This window comes from Pseudomonas sp. CCI1.1 (genome assembly GCF_034348165.1).
Classification (GTDB): Bacteria; Pseudomonadota; Gammaproteobacteria; order Pseudomonadales; family Pseudomonadaceae; genus Aquipseudomonas; species Aquipseudomonas paracarnis.
This window is the reverse complement of sequence record NZ_CP133780.1, coordinates 6,400,056-6,422,632: the sequence shown is the minus strand read 5'-3', so window position 1 is coordinate 6,422,632 and position 22,577 is coordinate 6,400,056. Positions and strand designations below refer to the sequence as shown.

The 22,577-nt window shown below is 59.7% G+C and carries 21 protein-coding genes and 1 pseudogene; 10 read left to right on the top strand and 12 right to left on the bottom strand.

The annotated features are described in order from the left end of the window. Positions 1-11: 11 nt before the first annotated feature. The 4 genes from RHM69_RS29145 to RHM69_RS29130 form a co-directional block, all read right to left on the bottom strand. A complete protein-coding gene (locus RHM69_RS29145) occupies positions 12-539 on the bottom strand; it encodes a DUF4142 domain-containing protein (RefSeq protein ID WP_014717345.1) in 528 nt (175 codons plus the stop codon). A 119-nt stretch (positions 540-658) separates the two neighbouring features. Further along, on the bottom strand, positions 659-1,300 hold the full coding sequence (locus RHM69_RS29140) for a LysE family translocator (protein ID WP_019818506.1): 642 nt from the start codon (positions 1,298-1,300) through the stop codon (positions 659-661). A 47-nt stretch (positions 1,301-1,347) separates the two neighbouring features. Further along, the gene (fos, locus tag RHM69_RS29135; RefSeq protein ID WP_019818507.1) at positions 1,348-1,764 is read right to left on the bottom strand and encodes a fosfomycin resistance glutathione transferase; all 417 of its coding nucleotides are present in this window, start codon (positions 1,762-1,764) and stop codon (positions 1,348-1,350) included. A gap of 15 nt (positions 1,765-1,779) precedes the next feature. After that, positions 1,780-2,697: a LysR family transcriptional regulator gene (locus RHM69_RS29130; RefSeq protein WP_416151969.1), complete on the bottom strand. Its 918-nt coding sequence runs from the start codon at positions 2,695-2,697 to the stop codon at positions 1,780-1,782. Positions 2,698-2,774: 77 nt separating this feature from the next. On the opposite strand from RHM69_RS29130, the gene RHM69_RS29125 reads away from it, so the two are divergent. Then, a complete protein-coding gene (locus tag RHM69_RS29125) occupies positions 2,775-3,251 on the top strand; it encodes a DMT family transporter (RefSeq protein ID WP_014717341.1) in 477 nt (158 codons plus the stop codon). Here the strand turns inward: RHM69_RS29125 and RHM69_RS29120 are convergent. Continuing rightward, the gene (locus tag RHM69_RS29120) at positions 3,223-3,897 is read right to left on the bottom strand and encodes an NAD(P)H-binding protein (protein WP_019818511.1); all 675 of its coding nucleotides are present in this window, start codon (positions 3,895-3,897) and stop codon (positions 3,223-3,225) included. The genes RHM69_RS29125 and RHM69_RS29120 overlap by 29 nt on opposite strands. A gap of 328 nt (positions 3,898-4,225) precedes the next feature. On the opposite strand from RHM69_RS29120, the pseudogene RHM69_RS29115 reads away from it, so the two are divergent. Further along, positions 4,226-5,138: pseudogene (locus RHM69_RS29115) on the top strand (aminotransferase class I/II-fold pyridoxal phosphate-dependent enzyme). Positions 5,139-5,243: 105 nt separating this feature from the next. After that, positions 5,244-6,428 carry an MFS transporter gene (locus tag RHM69_RS29110; RefSeq protein WP_020301016.1) on the top strand — a complete coding sequence of 395 codons (1,185 nt, stop codon included), beginning with the start codon at positions 5,244-5,246 and terminating at the stop codon, positions 6,426-6,428. Here the strand turns inward: RHM69_RS29110 and yiaY are convergent. Beyond that, complete coding sequence (gene yiaY, locus RHM69_RS29105; RefSeq protein ID WP_054917605.1) at positions 6,395-7,543, bottom strand: L-threonine dehydrogenase; 1,149 nt, start codon at positions 7,541-7,543, stop codon at positions 6,395-6,397. The genes RHM69_RS29110 and yiaY overlap by 34 nt on opposite strands. Positions 7,544-7,666: 123 nt before the next feature. Between yiaY and RHM69_RS29100 the strand changes: the two genes are divergently transcribed. Next, positions 7,667-8,683 (top strand): DUF4917 family protein, encoded by a 1,017-nt coding sequence (locus RHM69_RS29100; RefSeq protein ID WP_014717337.1) that lies wholly within the window; start codon positions 7,667-7,669, stop codon positions 8,681-8,683. Between the two features lie 122 nt (positions 8,684-8,805). Here RHM69_RS29100 and RHM69_RS29095 read toward each other — a convergent pair whose 3' ends face one another. Continuing rightward, entirely contained in the window at positions 8,806-9,333 is a 528-nt protein-coding gene (locus RHM69_RS29095; protein WP_014717336.1) for a helix-turn-helix domain-containing protein, read from the bottom strand. A 160-nt stretch (positions 9,334-9,493) separates the two neighbouring features. On the opposite strand from RHM69_RS29095, the gene RHM69_RS29090 reads away from it, so the two are divergent. Both RHM69_RS29090 and RHM69_RS29085 read left to right on the top strand, forming a co-directional pair. Next, positions 9,494-10,276 carry an aldolase gene (locus RHM69_RS29090; RefSeq protein WP_014717335.1) on the top strand — a complete coding sequence of 261 codons (783 nt, stop codon included), beginning with the start codon at positions 9,494-9,496 and terminating at the stop codon, positions 10,274-10,276. A gap of 30 nt (positions 10,277-10,306) precedes the next feature. Continuing rightward, positions 10,307-11,185, top strand: coding sequence for a dihydrodipicolinate synthase family protein (locus RHM69_RS29085; protein ID WP_200599221.1), 879 nt, complete (start codon positions 10,307-10,309; stop codon positions 11,183-11,185). Positions 11,186-11,233: 48 nt separating this feature from the next. Here the strand turns inward: RHM69_RS29085 and RHM69_RS29080 are convergent, their stop codons facing one another. Then, entirely contained in the window at positions 11,234-11,566 is a 333-nt protein-coding gene (locus RHM69_RS29080) for a YegP family protein (RefSeq protein WP_014717333.1), read from the bottom strand. Positions 11,567-11,734: 168 nt separating this feature from the next. Between RHM69_RS29080 and RHM69_RS29075 the strand changes: the two genes are divergently transcribed. The 3 genes from RHM69_RS29075 to RHM69_RS29065 all read left to right on the top strand — a co-directional run bounded on the left by RHM69_RS29075 (position 11,735) and on the right by RHM69_RS29065 (position 15,927). After that, a complete protein-coding gene (locus tag RHM69_RS29075) occupies positions 11,735-12,274 on the top strand; it encodes an RNA polymerase sigma factor (protein WP_056790450.1) in 540 nt (179 codons plus the stop codon). Beyond that, entirely contained in the window at positions 12,271-13,239 is a 969-nt protein-coding gene (locus RHM69_RS29070; RefSeq protein ID WP_200599220.1) for a FecR family protein, read from the top strand. The genes RHM69_RS29075 and RHM69_RS29070 overlap by 4 nt, the downstream gene beginning before the upstream one ends. Before the next feature lie 126 nt (positions 13,240-13,365). Continuing rightward, a complete protein-coding gene (locus RHM69_RS29065) occupies positions 13,366-15,927 on the top strand; it encodes a TonB-dependent receptor (protein WP_200599219.1) in 2,562 nt (853 codons plus the stop codon). Positions 15,928-16,548: 621 nt separating this feature from the next. Here the strand turns inward: RHM69_RS29065 and RHM69_RS29060 are convergent. The 4 genes from RHM69_RS29060 to RHM69_RS29045 form a co-directional block, all read right to left on the bottom strand. Beyond that, positions 16,549-17,766 carry a class I SAM-dependent methyltransferase gene (locus tag RHM69_RS29060; protein WP_060767201.1) on the bottom strand — a complete coding sequence of 406 codons (1,218 nt, stop codon included), beginning with the start codon at positions 17,764-17,766 and terminating at the stop codon, positions 16,549-16,551. A gap of 207 nt (positions 17,767-17,973) precedes the next feature. Then, complete coding sequence (locus RHM69_RS29055; protein ID WP_032903207.1) at positions 17,974-18,591, bottom strand: TPM domain-containing protein; 618 nt, start codon at positions 18,589-18,591, stop codon at positions 17,974-17,976. Positions 18,592-18,622: 31 nt separating this feature from the next. After that, positions 18,623-19,351, bottom strand: a complete 729-nt coding sequence (locus RHM69_RS29050) for a TPM domain-containing protein (RefSeq protein WP_003189373.1) — start codon at positions 19,349-19,351, stop codon at positions 18,623-18,625. 18 nt (positions 19,352-19,369) lie between these two features. After that, the gene (locus tag RHM69_RS29045) at positions 19,370-19,981 is read right to left on the bottom strand and encodes a LemA family protein (RefSeq protein ID WP_014717327.1); all 612 of its coding nucleotides are present in this window, start codon (positions 19,979-19,981) and stop codon (positions 19,370-19,372) included. Between the two features lie 241 nt (positions 19,982-20,222). Here RHM69_RS29045 and bglX point away from each other — a divergent pair, with 241 nt between their 5' ends. Continuing rightward, complete coding sequence (bglX, locus tag RHM69_RS29040) at positions 20,223-22,514, top strand: beta-glucosidase BglX (protein WP_102666653.1); 2,292 nt, start codon at positions 20,223-20,225, stop codon at positions 22,512-22,514. The last annotated feature ends 63 nt before the right edge of the window (positions 22,515-22,577 follow it).

Sequence of the window (22,577 nt, the reverse complement as noted above, 5' to 3'; positions counted from 1 at the left end):
CAGTAGTCGCCTCAACCGTCGCCTTGATGGCCCTTACCGTAGGTCGAGGCCAGGGCCCTGGCTTTTTGCAGGCGCTCTTCAAGCTTGGGTAGCGTCTCATCCACCAGTGCCTTTATCTCTGGCACATCCGACGCAGCGCCTTCTTTCTTGAACAGGGCGATGGCGTCTTCGTTCTCCTTGACCTGCTGCGCGGTATAGGCAGCGTCAAACGAATCGCCGTCCTTGAGTTCAGGCATCAGGGTTTCGGCCTTATCAACGATCTTCTCCCGTGGGGCCACTGGCAAATCAAGCTTCTTGGCGATCGCCGCCAAGTGCTGGTTGGCCAGCGTGCGCTCGTTGATAACCTCAATGGTGTAGTCCTTGATTTCCTGGGACGAGGTCTTGGCGTGGGCCATGCGGCTGGTTTCGATATCGGCCATGCCTTTGGCCGAAGCCTGCTCGATGAATTCTGCAGGCGACTGGGCGAAAGCACTGCTGGCGCCGAGGCCCAGCAGCATCGCGAAACTGGCGGTGCGTAACCGGGTAGCCATGCGGCTCATGATGGGTTCCTCCAGGGCAAAAATAGGCGCGGGAGCATACAACCCGCCCTGAATTCGAATTTTCACGGCGGTAAAGGTTTAGAAAAAACTTACCTGTGCGACGAACGGTCGTCGTCGCCTCAGGCCGCTTTGCTGCCGAACAGGCCCGGCAATGCGTGCGCCAGGGCATTGAGGGCGAAGCCGATAAACATCACGCCGCAGAGCTTGGTGATCAGGATTTCATGGCGTTGATACAGCGTGCGCACCCGTTGGGCACCCACCACGCCGATCAGGATCGCGTAGGCCAGCAAGCCACCGATAAAGCTCAGCAGAATCAACGTCGGCAACATCGACCAAGTCAACAACTCGGCTCGGCTGGACAGTAACGCGGTGAACGTCGCCACGGCGACCGGGTAGGCCTTGGGGTTGGTCAAGCCAAACACAATACCGTGCCAGAACGGATGGCGCGCCGCGCCCTGAGGGGCATCGCTATTGCGCCGCTGGGTGCGGATCGCACGCCAGCCGAGCCAGAATAAATACACCCCGCTGAGTACGCCGAGCACATCAAAGGCACTGCTGCCGACTTCCCGCGCACCGACGATGGCTATCAGCGCCGTGCTGCACCACACCACATCGCCGAGCAAATGACCGCACAAGAATCCTGCCCCGGCACGCCGGCCACGAGCCGCACCGATGCCGAATACGGCCAGGACACCGGGGCCTGGGGTAATGCCGTAGATAAAACCCGAAGCCAGCACGGCGAGCAGCAAGGATGGGGTCATGGATAGACGCTCCGACAGACGCTAAAAGGTGATTGATTCTGCATGTTTCAGCGCGGTGGGTAAAACTTCATTCCAGCATAGGGCTGGGCGCGACAGGCTTGCAGCCGCGAGGCCAGATCGCCGACATGAACCTCCAGCTTATGGCCGTCGGGATCGAGAAAATAAAACGATGCGCCTTCGCTGCGGTTGTCTCGCCATTCCTGTACCCCGGCAGCACGCAGGTGTTCGACCAAGGGAGTGAAATCAGCAGCATCGACAGTGAAGGCATAGTGGGTGTAATCCACCGCCGGAGCAGTCGAGCGCAACGGGTCCAGCGACAGGCACAGCCAAAGCCCAGGCAGTGAGAGGTAGGCACCGTTGTCCCAGGTTGCGTCGAGCTGCAGGCGCAGCAGATCGTGATAGAAACTGACGCTGCGCGGCACATCGGTGACGGCCAGGGTCAGATGGTTGAAACCGCTGAGCATCTAGGTGTTCTCGCGTTATCGTGGGTCTGCGGACAATACACCCACCAGCCTGCCAATCAACCACTGCAACCCCACATCCCCACCCCGCCGCGTATGCCAGGCCAGCTCAAAGGCAAACGACGGAATATGAAACGGCGGTGGCACGGCCAGCAATTGCCGAGCGTCAATATTTATCAAACCCCGGGACGACACCGTCAGAATCAGGTCCGTACCCTGGATCAACTGCGGCGCCACACCCCAGTGCGGCAGGCTTATGGCTACATGGCGGCGTTCACGAATGGCCGTCAGCGCCCGTTCGATTTCCGGCGTGCCGCTGCCGCGCATCTCCAACAGTACATGGGGGCGCGACAGATAGGCCGGCAGGTCCAGCACCCCGGCGGGCGCCAGGCTATCGCGGTCGACCAGGCAGGTGTAATGCTCCTCGAACAGCGGCGTAGTCCGCATTTCGGCGGGCATGTCGGGGAATACGCCCGCAGCCAGGTCGAGATCGCCATTGAGTACACCCTCAACCATGCCTTCGCGGCTAGCCTGGATGACCTGCAAGTCGATACCGGGCGCTTCATGGCGTAGGAGGCGAACCAGGCCGGGCAGGAATATCGCCGCGCTGTAGTCCGACATCGCCACACGAAAGCGGCGCTTGGCAGAAGTGGGGTCAAAACGATTCGGCGCCAGTAAGGCCTGCACCTGGGCCAGGGCTTCGGTCAATGGCGCCGCCAATTCCATGGCTCGGGCGGTTGGCACCAATGTGCCGCCCTGACGCATCAGCAGCGGGTCGCCCAGCATATCGCGCAGCCGCGCCAACGCATGGCTGACCGCCGGCTGGCTCAGGTGCAGGCGCTCGGCGGCGCGGGTGACGTGTTGCTCGCTGAGCAAAGCGTCGAGGATCACCAGCAGGTTCAGGTCGATGCGACGCAGATCATTCATCAGCTGCATGCTCGGCATAATAATTCGGAATTTAAATTTGCGCGACGAATACCCTAGAGTCCAGCAAAACCTTTGGGAGCGCCGAGATGACTGTGTTGCATTGGGTAGGTTTGTTAGCGCTGGCGGTGTTCGCCGGCGCGGTGGTGCCGTTTCAGAGTGCGATCAACGCCAACCTCGGGCGCGGCCTCGGCCATCCCTTGTGGGCCACCCTGGCTTCGTTACTGGTGAGCATCATCGTGCTGCTGCCGGTGATTGTGGCGCTGCGTTTACCCCTGCCGAGCCTGGCCTTTATCAGCAAGGCACCGTTGTGGATGTGGGCCGGCGGTGCCTTTGGCGTGTGTTTTATTTCATTGGCGTTGATGCTGCTGCCCAAGCTCGGCGCATCGGGCTTCATTGCGCTGGCCATGGCCGGGCAGGTTCTCGCGTCATTGCTGCTGGACCATTTCGGCCTGTTCGGCCTGGTGGAACGTCAGTTGACAACCTCCCGGGTGTTGGGCGCGCTACTGCTGATCAGCGGCGTTGCGCTGATTCAGTTCAGCGGCGCTCAGCCGCAAGGCGATTGATCTGCGCCTGCTCCACCACGGGCTGCGGCGCGCCTTGGCTGGCCGCCTGCAACATCGCACGGCCGACGGTCTCGGTGCTCACCACCCAATCCGGTTTCAGTCGCCGCACAAACGAAAGCACCGGCCCGAGCACGCTATAGAAGGATTGGTACAACGGCGTCTTCGAACGCACACCGTGCAACGGCTGGATGATCCCCGGGCGGAACAGATACACCGCCTTGAACGGCAAGCGCAGCAAGGCATTTTCGGTCTTGCCCTTGACCCGCGCCCACATCGACTTGCCGGCTTCGGAACTGTCCGTGCCGGCGCCGGACACATAGATAAAGGTCATCTGCGGATTGAGCCGCGCCAGGGTGCTGGCCGCCACCAGGGTCAGGTCATAGGTGAGGTGGGTGTAGCGCGCTTCCTTCATGCCCGCCGACGAAACGCCGAGGCAAAAGAAACAGGCATCAAAACCCTGCAGCAGGTTTTCCAGGGGTTGGAAATCCAGCATGTCGTTGTGCAATACCTGATGCAGCTTGCCGTGCTCCTGAGTCAGGGGCGTGCGGCCGACGGCTACCACTTCCTGCACATCGGCCGCCAGCAGGCACTCGCGCAGCACACCCTGGCCCACCATGCCGGTGGCGCCGAATAACAGAACTCTCATCAAATATTCCTTCATCCCACTGACTTGGCGAGTCGATAGACGAGCCTCTTGAAGGCTACCGGCACATCCGCCCTGCACGCCGGCACCTTACCCAATTTACTGACGCACACCCCCATTAAATCGCATGATATCACCCCCCTTCAGGTCCATTGACACACCAGGACATTGTATGCAGCTATCGAATGACATTACTGTGCCATCCTAAAAGCAGGAATGGACCTACACGAAATACTCCATCCGGACTATCGTGCCTGGGAATCGTCTGACTTATCGAATCAAAATTTTCCCGATAGTGTTTTCCAGCCCCCCCCCAAAGGACGCTAGAGAAATGGAAAACTCATCACTCACACACAAATTCTCAAATTACAAAAAACTCATAGCATTGGCCGAAACGGACTGGCACTCGGCAAAGAGCGGGCGAATATGCGAGCTCAATGTCACCGTCAAAAGCAATAATTACCTGACAGATCAATATGGGCGCGACTTCCATCACTTCTGCACAACCTCATACCTTGGGCTCGATCACCACCCGGCCATAATAGAAGGTGCGATGCAGGGAATAAGGGAGGCCAAAACCCTGCGGCGTTGCGGACGTTGACGGTTTACTTTACTTAAAAGCTCGTTATGGGCTATTTCTCTATATGGACGACTCGCATGCGCTGTCGGCATTCGGAGAGGGAGGACGTGGTTACATCCGGCCATTTATGCATGCGCAAGACGATCAGACATTAATAGTCGCGTCCTTAGGAAAGTCTTTCGGTGCTAGCGGCGGGTTGATCATGTTTGGCAGCGAACGACAAAAAAGTCTGATGTACCGTTATGGTGGCCCGAGCAACTGGTCGCAAAGTCTGAACTCAGCGGCTATTGGCGCTGGGCTGGCGTCGCTAAAAATACACCAGACTGAAGAGCTATACGAGCTTCAAGAAAAACTTCAATTTAACATTCAACTATTTGACAAATTAATATATACAGAGCAGCACGGCACCCAGACTGCCATACGCTTAATTAACTGTGGAGAAGCTGAAAAAGCGAATGAGCTCGCCACCCGACTTTCGGACATTGGCTTTTTTACATCTGCTGTATTTTTTCCGGTAGTGCCAAAAGGAAAATCAGCCGTACGCATAACGCTCCGAGCAGATATGTCCCCTACAACGATAGAGTCGTTTTGCGCACAGCTAACCCAACTAACCACGGCCTCAAAAACCAGCACCAGCTTGCACTCCCAGTCAGAAGCTACCTAATGGGGACGTTCATTAATGGCCACGATTACTGAAACGGATTAAAAACTGTGTAAACGATGCCGAACTAGCAGTTTCTTCCTTACTTAGGATATAGGACGATTTTTATTGAAAAGCAATATCGCTCTCCTCCTCGCCTGTAGTGCTGCCTTCCTCGCTCAAGCTGGTATCAGCAGCTATCTGCCCGCAGTCCCAGCAATCGCGCAAGCTTTAGCCGTCGAAAAGCATGTTGCTCTGGCTCTAGCGGTGTATCTGGTGGGCATGGCCTTGCCAATGCTGCTGTGGGGTAGTCTGGCTGAGCGACTTGGCAGAAAACCGGTGTTACTTGCAGCCTTGGCGGTGTATGCCCTGGCGAGTGCGACGATCCCATCAGCGTTCAATGTTGAGTCATTTCTAGCCTTACGCCTGCTTCAAGGCTTGGGGGCTGGTGGGATGTCCGTCATGGCACGGGTATTAGTGCGCGACAACTTCAGCGGTGCACAGTTGGCCAAAGGACTATCGTGGCTAGGGATGACCTTCGTGGTCGCCTTGGGTATTGGCCAATTCGTGGGTTCGTTATTGCAAATGGCGTTTGGCTGGAAGGCAATTTTCTATACGTTGGCAATCGGGGCTGTCGCTTTGATAGGGGTGTTGCAGCGGGTGGTATTTGCGACGCAAGCAAAAGCTGGCTCCCCGGTCCGCGCTTGGCGTGTTTACAACGCGATTGCGCGACATCCTCCCTTTCTGCACGCCGCACTGGCCGGCGGTTTGGGCTATGGGGTGATCATTGCATTCAATACCTGCGCACCGTTGATTTTTCAGGGAGGTTTTCAGTGGAGCGCAATGGAATACGGCTGGCTGGGTTGGCCGATCAGTGGGGCTTACCTGGCAGGTGCGTTAATGGTCAATCGCTTCGTTGCACGCACAGGTCGCTTGAGAATGATGCGTGCAGGCGTTGCATTGGTACTGCTCGGTACGGCGACCATGTTGCTAGGCAGCGTGCTTGCCAGTGGGCTCGCGGTGCTGCTGTGGTTGCCCTATTGCGTGGCGGTGCTGGGGCAGTCGATCAGTTACCCTATCAGTTTATCTCTCGCCAATGATGAGGCCCCCATCAGCGGCCCCTACGCCATGGCCCTCGGCGGTTTTGTGCATCAGTTGATGGCAGCCATGATCGGCGGTGCGGCAAGCCTACTGGTGAGCCAGCAGGCGTGGCCGCTGGCGGTGTTGTGTGTGGCGTTGGCGGGCGGCACATGCGTATGCCTTGCCCGCTGCAGCTCGGATCAAAACGCGCTACGAAAGATCTCCTCAATCTGACGCTGGTCCGCCCGCCGTGGGTTGGTCAGCCCGCAGGCATCTTTCAACGCATTGCTGGCCAGCAATGGAATGTCCTGCAACTTAGCGCCAAGCTCACGCAAGCCCGCAGGGATTTCCACGTCCTGGGACAACCGACGAATCGCCGCGATGGCAGCCTGGGCGCCCTCCTCGGCGGTGATGCCCTTGATATCCGCACCAAGGGCGCGGCCCACGTCGCTCAGGCGTTTGGCGCAGACGCTGGCGTTGAAGCTTTGTACATGGGGCAATAGCACGGCGTTGCACACGCCGTGGGGCAGGTCGTACAAGCCGCCCAATTGGTGAGCCATGGCATGCACGAAACCCAGGGACGCATTGTTGAAGGCCATGCCGGCGAGAAACTGCGCATAGGCCATGTTTTCCCGTGCGGCCTTGTCAGTGCCGTCGCGGACCGCCAGGCGCAGGTTGGCGCTGATCAACTCGATGGCCTTGATCGCGCAGGCGTCGGTGATCGGTGTCGCGGCGGTGGACACATAGGCTTCGATGGCGTGGGTCAGCGCATCCATGCCCGTGGCGGCAGTGAGGCCCTGGGGCATGCCGACCATCAGCGCCGGGTCGTTGACCGACAGCAACGGCGTGACATTGCGATCAACGATGGCCATTTTTACGTGGCGGCTTTCGTCAGTGATGATGCAAAAACGCGTCATCTCGCTGGCCGTGCCAGCGGTGGTATTGATGGCCACCAGCGGCAGTTGCGGCTTGCTCGATCGGTCGACGCCTTCATAGTCGCCGATGCGCCCGCCGTTGGTGGCGCACAGGGCAATGCCCTTGGCGCAGTCATGGGGCGAACCGCCACCCAGGGACACGACGAAATCGCAGGCGCTCTGTTGCAGCAACGCCAGGCCTTTTTCGACGTTTTCCACGCTGGGGTTGGGCTTGGCGCCGTCGTAGATCACCGAGTCGATATCCTGCATCGCCAGCTTCTCGGCGATCATGCCGGCCACACCGGCTTTGGCCAGGCCCACGTCGGTCACAATCAACGCCTTGTCAAAGCCGTAGTTGCGGATGGCGGTCATCGCTTCGTCGAGGCAATCGATACCCATGATGTTGACGGCGGGGATGAAGAACGTGCTGCTCATGATCAATCCTCAAAGGCTTTATGCCGACAGAATCAACCTGTACCGCGTGGCGCATCTTGATCAGGATCAATGCCGGCTCGTGATAAAGTCACCCCCCAGCCGATTTCGAGTAGACCCGCCGCAATGAAGGATTTCCAGGATATTGACGCCCACCTTGAAGACTGGAGTGCCCTGCGCGCTGCCGTCGACTTCAGCGGGATACTGATCGGTAACGGCGCCAGCCGTACGATTTGGGAAGACTTTGCCTACGACTCGCTGTTCGAAAACGCCCGTACCGTCGAAGAAAAACCCCTGAGCGCCTCCGAACTCAGCGTGTTCGACGCCTTGCAGACCCGCAGTTTCGAGCAAGCGCTGGGCGCCTTGAAAACCACCAGCCGGGTCAACAAGGCCCTGGCGGTCAGCTCGGCGGCGCCGCGTAACCGTTACTACGCGATCAAGGAAGCGCTGATCAACACCATTCATACCGTGCACATTCCCTGGCGCCTGGTGCAGCCGTCGACGCTGACGACGATCAACGCGGAGCTGACCACCTACGCCACCGTCTTCACCAGTAACTACGACTTGCTCAACTATTGGGCGACCCTGCACGCACCGGGCATTGACGACCTGTTTCGCAGCGCCGACTCAAGCTTCGACCTGCGCAATACGCACACCGACGCCACCCGCATCCTGTACCTGCACGGCGGCCTGCACCTGGTGCGCAACCTCGACGGCACGGCGCGCAAATTGCCGTCCACCGACAGCACCCTGCTCAGCAGTTTTGCCATCAACAACACGATCAAGACCCTCGACGATGTGCCGCTGTTTGTCAGTGAAGGCAAGGTGGAGGAGAAACTCAAAAGTATCCGCAGTTCGGATTATCTGTCGTTCTGTTATGAACAGCTGTTGAGCCATGAAGGCGCGCTGTGCATCTTCGGCCATGACTTGGGGCCGCAGGATAAACACCTGGTGGATGCTATCGGCCAGGCCAGCATCAACACCCTGGCGATCTCGGTGTCGGGGCGCAGCGATGGGTTTATTCGCCAACAGAAGCGGCGGTATCTGGAGTTGTTCGAGGGCTCTGCTGTGGAACTGAGGTTCTTTACAGCGCGTACGCACCCACTGGGTAATCCGGCATTGTCCGTCCCTGTGGAACGCTGAGCAAAATGTGGGAGCTGGCTTGCCTGCGATGGCGGTGGGTCAGCGACAGATCGGGCACCGATAAACCGCTATCGCAGGCAAGCCAGCTCCCACATTGACTGCATTTCAAGTCGGGATCAGCCTCATTCCTCAGCGCTGTGCACCACCACTAGCAACTGCGCCTGCACCTCTCCCACCGAGCGAATCCGGTGGGGTTTCTGCGCGTTGAAATGCAGTGCATCGCCGCGCGCCAACAGCACGCGCTCACTCATGAAATCCACCTCAACCTGGCCTTCATGCACGAATAAAAACTCCTCTCCCAAGTGCTCCTTGAAGGTCTTGTCGGTGAACTCCGCCGGCGGATAAATGATGAACGGCAGCAGGCTGCGCTCGCTGACTTGGTGGGCAAGCACCGCATAACCCGGCGAGGTGTCGGGCCGCTCATGGCTGCGCACCAGGCTGTAGCTGTCGAGGCTGACGTTGTCTTCGCTGAACAGCTCTTCGACCTTCACGTTCAGAGCCTTGGCCAGTTTCAATGCCGCGGCGATGGAGGGCGTATTGAGCCCGCGCTCGACTTTCGACAGGTAACTCTTGGTCATCCCGGATTTTTCGGCCAGGGCCTCCAGGGTTACGCCAAGTTTTTTTCTTAATATTTTCAAGCGGATAGACATTTGCAGCGGTTAATCCATGCAGAAAGCGATGAGACAGGCTTGCCAATGACACAAAGTGTCATATAGCATCTTTAGTGTCATTTGCACTCACCCAACGACCTTGCGAGCAGCGGGCGACCAGCAAATCCGACGTCCATTGAACCATCCAAAGGACACCGATATGGCCAAGACATTAGCACTCCCAAAAGACCAACTGGTCAAGCAAGCACTGAGCCAGATGCAAAACAGCCTGGCAGATAATACGTGGACCGACCGGCAAAAGCTGGCGCTGACCTGCCGAATCCTGTTCGAGTACGGCCACGACTCCGGCCTGGCCGGGCAGATCACCGCACGTGGGCCGACGCCCGGCACCTACTACACCCAGCAACTGGGCCTGGGTTTTGATGAAATTACCGCCAGCAACCTGCTGCTGGTCAACGAAGACCTCGAAGTACTGGAAGGCCATGGCATTCCCAACCCCGCCAACCGTTTTCACACCTGGGTGTACCGCGGCCGCCCGGATGTAAACTGCATCATCCACACGCACCCTACGCACATTGCCGCGCTGTCGATGCTGGAAGTGCCGTTGCAGGTGTCGCACATGGACCTTTGCCCGCTGTACGAAGATTGCGCGTTCCTGGAGGCCTGGCCCGGCGTGCCGGTGGGCAACGAAGAAGGGGAAATCATCACCACGGCCCTGGGCGACAAGCGCGCCATCCTGCTCTCGCACCACGGGCAGTTGTCCACCGGGGCCAACATCGAAGAAGCCTGCGTGATTGCGCAACTGATCGAACGGGCTGCCAAGTTGCAGTTGCTGGCGATGTCTGCGGGCAGCGTCAAACCGATCCTGCCGGAGCTGGGGCGCGAGGCCCATGACTGGATCTCCAAGCCCAAACGCCACGGCGCCGCGTTCAACTACTACGCCCGGCAAAACCTGCGCAAGCACGCCGACTGCCTGAACTGATTGTCCCCCTTTTCGACCGGAGTTTTTCCCATGTCCAACCCAACCATTCACGGCATTATCGGCTACACCATCACCCCCTTCAGTGCCGACGGCCACCGCGTTGACCTCGACGCCCTCGGGCACTCCATCGACCGCTTGATCAACAGCGGCGTCCACGCCATTGCGCCCTTGGGCAGCACGGGCGAAGGCGCTTACCTGAGCGATGCCGAGTGGGATGAAGTCAGCGCCTACAGCATCAAGAAAGTCGCCAAGCGCGTGCCGACCATTGTCAGCGTGTCCGACCTGACCACCGCCAAGGCCGTGCGCCGCGCCCGCTACGCCGAAGAGCACGGCGCCGATGTGGTCATGGTGCTGCCGGCCTCGTACTGGAAACTCAGTGACGCGGAAATCCTCGCTCACTACGCCGCCATCGGCGACAGCATCGGCGTGCCGATCATGCTCTACAACAACCCGGCCACCAGCGGCACCGACATGTCGGTGGAGCTGATCCTGCGCATCCTCAAGCAGGTCGAGAACGTGACGATGGTCAAGGAGAGCACTGGCGACATCCAGCGCATGCACCAGTTGAAACTGCAAAGTGACGTGCCGTTCTACAACGGTTGCAACCCGCTGGCGCTGGAAGCCTTCGCGGCTGGCGCCAAAGGCTGGTGCACCGCGGCGCCGAACCTGATCCCGCAACTGAACCTGAGCTTGTATCAGGCCGTACTGGCCGATGATTTGAACAAGGCGCGGGAGCTGTTCTACCGACAGTTGCCCTTGCTGCAATTCATCCTCAAAGGCGGGCTGCCGGCGACGATCAAGGCCGGGTTGCGCTTGACCGGGTTGGAGGTGGGTCATCCGCGCTTGCCGGTGTTCCCGTTGGGCGAAGCAGGGATCGGACAGCTCAAAGCGTTGCTGTCATCGGTATAAAAAACGCCCGGCTCTCGCGAGCCGGGCGTAGGCCTTCTTGCACAACCGTCAGGTCTTGTCCTTGATAGTGACACTGGAACCATTGGTCTTGACGCTGGCAATGCCATTGTCTCGTGCGGCTGTAGAGGTGTACTGCTCACTGCTGCCGATCACTTGATGATTGGCAGCCTTGAGGTTGAAGAACGGCTGGCCGTTGCTGGCCACTTTTTTCTCATAACGTTCATCATGTGGGCTGTTTGCCTGCACTGAAGCAATGCCGGCTTCAGTAGCACCGCGGGTGGTGTAAAGCTCGCTGGTCAATATGGTTTCTGCGTTCGCCGCCTTAAGCACGAAACGAAACTGCCCGTTACTGCTTTTACTCAACTCATACCATCCAGCCATGACTTTCTCCTTTGAGTGGGATATCGCTCCCAAACTTGTAGGATTAAAGGCCATGCCTCAATTTTTTCCAGCCAAACACGGGAGATCTATTTAGCCGGAGACAAATGACAATAATTCTCGATATCATTCGCAACTTTTCCACATCGTGCTTCGTCAAGAAGGATATCCATGTCTCGTCCCCAGCCCGACCCGTCGTCGGCCGATGCCTGTCGCGGGTTTTATGCAGACATTCTGTATTTCCTGCGCAAACGCACGGACAACGCCAGCGATGCGGCAGACATGGCCCAGGATGTGTTTACCCAATGGCTGGGCTACCGCGACCGGGCCAAGGTCGAGCAGCCACGGGCGTTTCTGTTCCAGATGGCACGCAACCTGCTGCGCGATCACTGGCGTAAACAGAAGGTACGGCAAACCGTCCACCCTGATCACGCCGAAATGGATGCCGAGCCGGTCACCGACGAGCACAACGACCCTATGGCCGCCGCCCTTCGCCTGCAACGCCTGGAACAGTTGAAAGAAGTCCTCGCCGAACTCTCGCCCCGCCGGCGAGAAGCCCTTATGCTGCACCGCTTCGAAGGCTTGAGCCAGGCGCAGATCGCAACGCGCATGGGCATCTCCACCAGCATGGTGGAAAAGCACATCGCCTTTGCCCTGCTGCACTGCAAGCGACGCCTTCAACCCGACACCGGCACGGAGCAGCCAGAATGAACCGCCCGAGCGACACAAACGCGCTGGACAGCCAAGCGAGCGATTCCATCGATGCCCAGGCCGCCAGTTGGTTTGCACGCAACCGCAACGAAGTAAGCCGCGCCGACCGTAAAGCCTTTGCCGCCTGGCAGGCGGTGCCCGACCATGGGCGCGCCTATGCCGAATTCGAACAGTTATGGGCCGACCTCGCCCAGTTGCAACAACTGAACAAACCGCTGGCACTGCCCAAGCGCAAGCCCGCCTTGTGGCGCCCTGCCCTGGCGGTGGCCGCTGCCTTGGTGTGCGCCGTGTTGGCGACCTCTATCGGCGCACCGCGCGAGCTGTATCACAGCCAGGTTGCCACCCAGGCCAAGGGCATGCGCACGTTGAATCTGCCGGATGGCAGTACCTTGTATGTGAATGCCAACACCCATATCCGCGTGGACTTCAGCGCCCATCTACGGGTGCTGCACCTGGACAAAGGTCAGCTGTACCTCGAAGTGGCCGCCGACAAGGAACGCCCCCTCTACGTGCAAGCCGGCGAGTCGAGCGTACGGGTGGTGGGCACGGCTTTCGATGTGCGCCGAGGGCAGCAGCAATTGGTGGTCAGCGTTGCCCATGGCCAGGTCGCTTTCGCGCCCAATGGCAAAAGCCCCGTCACCCTGCTCGGCGCCCAGCAACGGGCCTCATACAACTACGCCAAAGGCATCGTGCAACCGCAAAGCCTCAGCGCCGAAGAGGTCGCCGATTGGCGCAGCGGGCACTTGTCGTTTCGCAATCGCGAGCTGGCCAGCCTGATCGACGAACTGAGCCTGTACCGTCCACAGGCGTCGTTGCAGGTGAGCAAGGCCGTGGCGCAACTCAAGGTTTCGGGCAACCTGGATGTGAATGACCCGGACGCCCTGCTCAATGCCTTGCCCGCGCTGTTGCCGGTGAAAACCGTACTCTCGGCGGACGGCATTATGAGAATCGAGCCAAGCAAATAGGCGGCAACACCACACATGAGAATATTTTGCATTCGCATGTGTGGTTTTTTTTGCCTGCCCCGTCTTCCTCCTGTCCGTGTTTGATACGCACACCTTTTTGGCTATTTAGCCGCTCCGGGGGATTTCATGTTTCGCGCGCCTTGTCACGCTTCGCACCTGTTTCTTCGACCGACACTCATGGCTATGTGCCTGGCCTTGAGCCTCAGCGCCGAAGCCGAGTCATTCAAGCTGCACCTGCCTGCCCAGTCGCTGGCCACGTCCCTGAGCCAGGTGGCCCAGCAGGCGAAAATCCAGCTGCTGTTCGATGAAACCCTGCTCAAGAATGTGCAGGCCCCGGCGCTTAACGGTGACTACACCCCGGAAGTGGCCATCCGCTCCCTGCTCAAAAACGGTGAACTCATCCTGCTCAAGGTCGGCAGTACCTACGTGGTGCGCCCCGATGAGGGTAAAACCACCACCACCGGTGGCGCAATCCAGTTGGACACCTTGAGCGTGATCGGCACCGGCAACGAGGTGAACGCCAGCACCGTCAACCGCTCCACCCTGACCCAGGCCGACATCGACCGTTACCAGTCCAATAACATTCCCAGCCTGTTGCAGACCTTGCCCGGTGTCAGCCAGGGCGGCTCGCTGAAACCCGGCGGCCAGACCATCAACATCCGCGGTTTCGGCGATGCCGAAGACGTGCCGCTGACCGTTGACGGTGCCACCAAGACGGGCTTTGAGCGTTACCAGCAAGGTACAGTGTTTATCGAGCCCGAGCTGATCAAGCGCATCGAAGTGGAAAAAGGTCCCAACTCGCCGTTCACCGGTAATGGCGGCTTCGGCGGCACGGTCAACATGGTCACCAAGGACGCCCCGGACCTGCTCAAGGACGGCCGCAACAGCGGTGCGATGCTCAAATATGGCTACTCCAGCAACGACCATGAACAGGTCTACAGCAGTGCCGTGTATGGCCGTACCGACGACGGCCGTTTCGATGCGCTGGCCTACCTGACCCAACGCGACGGCGGCGATATGAAGGTGGCCGCCAAATTGCCCAACGACAACAATGAGTACCCGATCAACCCCCAGCGCTTGCCCAACAGCGCCCAGGATGTGGACGGCAAGCTGTTCAAGGTCAACGCGCATTTTACCGATGAGCACAGTGTCGGGCTGTCATACTCGCGTTCCCACAGCAACCGCTGGACCCCGTTTTCCGCCGCCAGTTACCCCACGCCGCCAACCCAGTTCAACATCGACCGCTACGGCTACGAAGGCGCGTTGAAGCGCTTCCTCGCCCACCGTGACACGGTCGACACCACCTGGTCGGGCAAGTATGAATACCAGCCGCTGGACAACCCGCTGGTGGACTTGACCATCAAGTACTCACAGTCCAACACCGAGCAGACCGATGAGCGTGACGCCACGGCGTTTTTCCAGTTGGCCACCGGCGGGCGCAAGATGGACACCGCCTACACCGACAAGCTCCTGGACATCCGCAACGTCAGCCTGTTTGACACCGGCCCCTTGCAGCATGCCGTGACGGTTGGCGGGCAAATCCGCAAGCACACCCGCGAAACCGAAATGTGGATGCCCGGCGCCACCTACAACACGCCGCGCTACAACTACGGGCACTTCCAGCCAGGCTTCATGCCCCACGGCAAAGTTGATACCAACAGCTTCTTTATCCAGGACGCGGTGACGTTGGGCGACGTGACGATCACGCCGTCGCTGCGCTATGACCATGTGCGCAACCGCGGCGAAGGCAACGATGCGCCCTACTACAACAACCCCAACCCGGCAGTGGGTCACGACTACAGCGACCGCACCTACACAGGCTGGTCGCCACGCCTGGCGCTGTTCTGGACCGTGACGCCGAACGTGGGGCTGTTCGCCAACTGGAGCCAGACCTGGCGCGCCCCGGTGATCGACGAACAATACGAAGTGCAGGGCGTGGGCAGTCGCACCGCCACCAGCGTCGACCTGGACCCGGAGCGCATCACCTCGATCACCCTGGGCAACATCACCAGCTTCGACAACCTGATCGCCCAGGACGATAACCTGCAACTGCGCACCACCCTGTTTCACAACAAGGTCGAAGACGAGATCTTCAAGGCCACCGGCGTGGGCTGCCAGAACCAGGCTGTCAATGGCGGCAGCATCGCTTCAGCTTGCCCGCCTGGGCCGATGTCCAACTACCGCAATATCGGCAGCCTGACCATCAAGGGCGTTGAGCTCGAATCGATTTACAACTCCACCTACCTGTTTGGCTCGGTGTCGTTCGCCTATGCCAAGGGCCAGCACCAAGGCGCCTACACCAATCCTTGGGGCCCGGACGTAGCCGCACGAGACATCCCGCCGACCAAATGGGTGCTGGTACTGGGTACCCACATCCCGGCCTGGGATGCCCAGGTGGGCTGGATGGGCCAGTTCATCGGCGCCACCGACCGCCTGCCCAGCGACAAATACTCGGGCGGCCCGGGCTCCAGCATCGGCGATCTGTTCTACGACCAATACGGCAACAAGCGCTACAACACCCAGGGCCTGTTCGCCAAATGGACACCGCAGCAGGCGTACCTCAAAGGCACCGAGGTGAACTTCACGGTAGACAACCTGTTCAACAAAAACTTCCGCCCGGCCTTGAGCGGCGACCGGGCGTACACGAAAGGGCGTGATGCGAAGATCAGCGTGACGCGTTTCTTCTAAGCACGCACGTATTCCAACTGTGGGAGCTGGCTTGCCTGCGATAGCCAAAAGTATCTACACAACGCTGTAACGGTCGACGATAACCACGATGCGAAGCGAGCCGCTCTTGATCTTGATCTGCTTTTGATCTCAAGCGCCCCGTCAAACCACGCTGGCCGGAATTCGACAGGGATTTGGGGGGTAAACCGGCAGGGATGCCGGTTTAGCCGCCCCGCGCCATGGATGGCGCGTGGCGGCGGCCCCCCAACTCACTGGCGGATTACGGGCACACCGAGCCTAAGCGAGGTGCCGAGTGGTGGGGCAAGAGCGTTTTGCTTACTTTTGTCTGGGCCGGCATTCCGGCTTTTCAAAAGTGAGCCGCTGTCAGAGCGGAACCCTAGGTGGCCGTTACCGCAGGAATGGATATACACACAATCCAACGGTGTTGACTGCCAGGCCGCCTTCGCGAGCAAGCCCGCTCCCACAGTTGGATTGTGGGGTGTCAGGCAGATAGGCGTCGGCTGTCAGGCCGCTATCGCAGGCAAGCCAGCTCCCACATTTGGATCGTGGGGCGTCAGGTAGATATGCGCTGGCCGCCGGGGCCGTCACGGGAGCAAGCTCCCACAGGGAACCGCGACCATTTCAAGCCAGGTAGCCATCCCCGCGCAGCAGGGTTTCCAGGCAGTGCTCGGTGATGTGATAGAACGCCTTGAGCTCCTGGATTTTTGCCAATAGCTGCGCGTTGTCCACAGGCTCGGCACGTTTGACCGCCAGGATCATCTTGTTCTTGTTCGTGTGTTCCAACGAGATGAACTCGAACACCTTGGTCTCATAGCCACAGGCTTCAAGCAACAATGCACGCAGGCTGTCGGTGACCATTTCTGCCTGCTGGCCCAGGTGCAGGCCGTATTGCAGCATCGGTTTGAGCAGCGCCGGGCTCTGGATCTGCAGGCGGATCTGTTTGTGGCAGCACGGCGAGCACATGATGATCGACGCACCGGAACGGATGCCGGTGTGGATCGCGTAGTCGGTGGCGATGTCGCAGGCATGCAAGGCAATCATCACGTCCAGCTCACTGGGCGCCACGCTGCGCACATCGCCGCATTTGAACACCAGCCCCGGGTGTTCCAGGCGTGCGGCGGCGCTGTTGCACAGGGTGACCATGTCTTCACGCAACTCGACACCGGTGACCTCGCCCTCGGCCTTGAGGGTATTGCGCAGGTAATCGTGAATGGCGAAGGTCAGGTAGCCCTTGCCCGAGCCGAAATCGGCGACACGCACCGGGCGGTCGAGCTGCAACGGCGACGACGTCAGCGCATGGCTGAACACTTCGATGAACTTGTTGATCTGCTTCCACTTGCGCGACATCGAGGGGATCAGCGTCTGCTTGGCGTCGGTCACGCCCAGGTCGGCGAGGAACGGCCGGCTCAGGTCGAGGAAGCGATTTTTTTCGCGGTTATGCTCAGCCGAAGGCGCCTCGCGCAGTTGCTGCGGTTTACTTTTGAACAGCGAGCTTTTGTTCTTCTTGCTGTATTCCAACTGGGCTTCGTCGGTCAGCGCCAGCAAGTGCGCGTTCTTGAACGAGCTGGGCAACAGCTCGCCGATCGCCGCAACGCCGTCGTCCAAGGGGAAGTTCTTGGTGATATCGCGGGTCTTGTAGCGATAGACGAACGACAGGCATGGCCGGTCCTTGACGACTACCGGCTTGATGATCAGCCGCTGCAACTCGGCTTCCTCACCGACGTACTTGGCCAGCACCAGCTTGATAAAAGCGTTCTGGGCCAAGCTTGCGCTCAACAGTTCGATGAACTGGGCATGATGATCCGGCGCAGGGCGGGCAGGTTGAGCGGTGACGGACATGAACAAAAACGCCTCGGGTAAAGAATGCCGGGCATTTTAGGCGGGATGGGGGTTCAGGGCACGGGGTTATTTGATCAACGGTCAATCAACCCGAATAAGGATGCTGCCTTGTGTGAGAGCTGGCTTGCCTGCGATGCAGGCCACTCGGTTAATCAGGCAAACCGAGGCGATGCCATCGCGGGCAAGCCCGGCTCCCACAGAAAGCAGTTATTCGAGTACGACCAGGCGATTGGGCAGTTCGTTGCGGGTGTGAGTAACGGGCACATGCACCTTGAGCAACTCGCCACAGGCTTCAACGCAGGCGATGAACCCGGCCAGCGTCTGCCCCTGTTTCACCTGCTGGGTAAACGCCTGGACAATAGCGTCCCAATTGCTGTCATCCAGGCGCTTGGAAATCCCCTCGTCCACCAGGATCTCCACATAACGCTCAGCCTCGCTGACAAAAATCAGCACCCCGGTGCTGCCCAGCGTGTGGTGCAAGTTCTGCTCCAGAAACTGCCGCCGCGCCAGGTTGGACGCACGCCAGTGGCGTACCGAACGCGGGATCAGCCGAGTAGTGACCTTGGGCAAGCGGAACACCAGGCACAGCACAATGAACGTCGCCCACTGCGCCACCAGCAAGGTGTACATGGTCAGGTAACCCGACAGGTAATGCACCACGCCCGGCACCACCAACGCGATCAAGCTCGCCCACAGCAACGGAATGTAGGCGTAGTCGTCGGCGCGCGCCGCCAGCACGGTGACCAACTCCGCGTCGGTGGTTTTCTCGACCCGGGCGATCGCTTCGGCGACTTGGCGCTGCTCGTGTTCAGTCAGTAATGCCATGGTTGTAAATGCTCTATTCTCGTTATTGTCATTACCAGCTGCCCGAAGCCCCGCCACCGCCAAAACCACCGCCGCCGCCGCGGAAACCACCGCCACCGCCGCCCCCACCACCGCCGCGCCCGCTGCTGTTGAGAATCGCCAGCAGGATAGCGCCCACCGGCAAGCCCATGCGATTGCACAGCCACAGCACGCCGATCAGCAGAATAAACAGGCCGATGGAAAACCCGGGATTATCCATGGCGAAGTTCGCATCCGCCACATGAGCCGGCACCGCCAAGGGCTCACCGCCCACCACCTGGATCATCGCGGCCACGCCGTCGCTGATGCCCTGGCTGAAATTGCCGGCCTTGAACTTGGGCAGGATCACCTGGTTGATGATCACCCAGGATTGCGCATCCGTCAGCACGCCTTCCAGGCCATAGCCGACTTCGATGCGCAATTGGCGGTCATCACGGGAGACGATCAACAGCGCGCCGTTGTCCTTGCCCTTCTGGCCAATGCCCCACTGGCGGCCCAGTTGATAACCGTAATCCTCAATAGGCACGCCTTGCAGGTCGGGCACGGTGACCACCACCAGCTGGTCGCCCGAGGTCTGCTCCAGCGCCTGCAATTGCTGGGTCAGTTGCTCGCGCACCGCCGGGTCGATCATCTGCGCGCTGTCCACCACCCGCCCGGTCAGCGCCGGGAAGCTCAGTGCCGCCTGGGCCACGCCCACGCAGGCCAACAGCCACAGCGCCAGGCCTATCCGTAATAAACGCATCGACACCTCAGTGCAGCCTTATTTGAACTTCACTTGCGGCGCTTTATCGGCATCGGCGCTGGTGGCTTCAAACGTGGCGCGGATCGGCAAATCGCTGTACATCACGCTGTGCCACAGGCGGCCCGGGAAAGTACGGATCTCGGTGTTGTAAGCCTGTACGGCCTGGATAAAGTCACGGCGAGACACAGCGATACGGTTCTCGGTGCCTTCAAGTTGCGATTGCAAGGCCAGGAAGTTCTGGTTGGCCTTCAGGTCCGGGTAACGCTCGGACACCACCATCAAACGGCTGAGTGCGCCGCTCAGGCCATCCTGGGCTTGCTGGAACTGCTTGAGCTTCTCGGGGTTGTCCAGGGTGCTGGCATCCACCTGGATCGAGGTGGCCTTGGCCCGCGCTTCAATCACCGCGGTGAGGGTTTCCTGTTCGTGGGCGGCATACGCCTTCACCGTTTCCACCAGGTTGGGGATCAGGTCGGCACGGCGCTGGTACTGGTTCTGCACCTGGCCCCAGGCGGCCTTGGCCTGTTCGTCCAGGGTCGGGATGTTGTTGATGCCGCAACCGCTCAGCACGCTGCTGATCAGTAACAGCGCCGCAGCCTTGAAGCCCCAGCGATAAGTGTGTGCTGCTTGCATAGTGTTTCTCCTGCCCGATCTGATGGAATGTGACGACTAACCCTATAAACCACGCGCTTGGGGCATAATCCGCCACCACTGGAATGCTTCGAGCCAATCAGCTACAAAGATGCCCAGCGCGAAAAAGAGTTCAGAGTGTGCTGCATTTATCTGAACAACACCCGAACAACAATAGACGTTCCCCACATTTTGGCCGACAGCATCTCTCTGAATGCTGCGCAGTCGCCGAAAAAGGATATTCATGAAAAAGCTGTGTTTGCTCGGCCTTGTTGCCACTCTGGCCAGCCACCCCGTATGGGCAGAAACAAAGCCTGCTGCGCTTAACGACAAGGACGCCTTCGTCAGCGACCTGCTCAAGCAAATGACCCTGGATGAGAAGATCGGCCAATTGCGCCTGATCAGCATCGGCCCGGAAATGCCCCGCGAGCTGATCCGCAAGGAAATCGCCGCCGGTCGCATCGGTGGCACGTTCAACTCCATCACCCGCCCGGAAAACCGTCCGATGCAGGACGCGGCCATGCGCAGCCGCTTGAAGATCCCGATGTTCTTCGCCTATGACGTGATCCACGGCCACCGCACCATTTTCCCGATCAGCCTGGCCCTGGCCTCCAGTTGGGACATGGACGCCATTGGCCGCTCCGGGCGCATCGCCGCCCAGGAAGCCGCCGCCGACAGCCTCGACATCACGTTTGCGCCGATGGTCGATATCTCCCGCGACCCGCGCTGGGGCCGCACTTCCGAAGGTTTCGGTGAAGACACCTACCTGGTGTCACGCATTGCCGAAGTCATGGTCAAGGCGTTCCAGGGCACCAGCCCCGCAAATGCCGACAGCCTCATGGCCAGCGTCAAGCACTTTGCCCTCTATGGCGCGGTGGAAGGCGGGCGCGACTACAACGTGGTCGACATGAGCCCGGTCAAGATGTACCAGGACTACCTGCCGCCCTACCACGCAGCGATCAAGGCTGGCTCCGGCGGCGTGATGGTGGCGCTCAACTCGATCAACGGCGTGCCCGCCACGGCCAACACCTGGCTGATGAACGACCTGCTGCGCAAGGACTGGGGCTTCAAGGGCCTGACCGTCAGCGACCACGGCGCGATCTTCGAGCTGATCAAGCACGGCGTGGCCAAGGACGGGCGTGAAGCCGCCAAGCTGGCGATCAAGGCCGGCATCGACATGAGCATGAACGACTCGCTGTACGGCAAGGAATTGCCGGGGCTGCTCAAGTCCGGCGAGATCCAGCAGAGCGACATCGACAACGCCGTGCGCGAAGTGCTCGGTGCCAAGTACGACATGGGCCTGTTCAAGGACCCATACCTGCGCATCGGCAAGGCCGAGGATGACCCGGTCGACACCTACGCCGACAGCCGCCTGCACCGCGCCGAGGCCCGCGACATTGCGCGCCGCAGCCTGGTGTTGCTCAAGAACCACAACGACACCCTGCCGCTGAAAAAATCCGCGACCATTGCCCTGGTCGGCCCGCTGGCCAAGGCACCCATCGACATGATGGGCAGTTGGGCTGCTGCCGGCCGGCCTGCGCAGTCGGTGACCCTGCTCGACGGCATGAACGCCGTGATCGGCGAAAAAGGCAAAGTGATCTATGCCCGTGGCGCCAACATCACCAGCGACAAAGCGGTGCTCGACTACCTCAACTTCCTCAACTTCGATGCCCCGGAAGTGGTGGATGACCCGCGCCCTGCCCAGGTGCTGATTGATGAAGCGGTGAAGGCGGCGAACGACGCCGACGTCATCGTTGCGGCGGTGGGCGAGTCCCGTGGCATGTCCCACGAATCGTCGAGCCGTACCGACCTGAACATCCCGCAAAGCCAGCGCGACTTGATCAAGGCCCTCAAAGCCACCGGCAAACCGCTGGTGCTGGTGTTGATGAACGGCCGTCCGCTGTCGATTCTTGAAGAGAACCAACAGGCCGATGCGATCCTGGAAACCTGGTTCGCAGGTACCGAAGGCGGCAACGCCATTGCCGACGTGCTGTTCGGCGACTACAACCCGTCGGGCAAACTGCCGATCACCTTCCCTCGTTCGGTGGGGCAGATTCCGACTTACTACAACCACCTGACCGTGGGCCGGCCATTCACCCCAGGCAAGCCGGGCAACTACACCTCACAGTACTTCGATGACACCACCGGTCCCCTGTTTCCGTTTGGCTATGGCCTGAGCTACACCACGTTCAGCCTGTCGGACATGGCACTGTCGTCCACCACGCTGAACAAGACCGGCAAGCTCGACGCCAGCGTCACCGTGAAGAACACCGGCAAGGTCGATGGCGAAACGGTTGTGCAGTTGTATATCCAGGACGTGGCCGGTTCGATGATCCGCCCGATCAAGGAGCTCAAGCACTTCCAGAAGGTCATGCTCAAGGCTGGCGAAGCGCGCACGCTGCACTTCACCCTCACCGAGGACGACCTGAAGTTCTATAACACCCAGCTCAAGTACGCAGCCGAACCGGGTGAGTTCAATGTACAGATCGGGTTGGACTCCCAGGATGTGCAGCAGCAAACCTTCGAACTGCTCTGATCTGAAGCTGTCAACACGGTCGCTGTGGGAGCTGGCTTTTGTGGGAGCTGGCTTGCCTGCGAT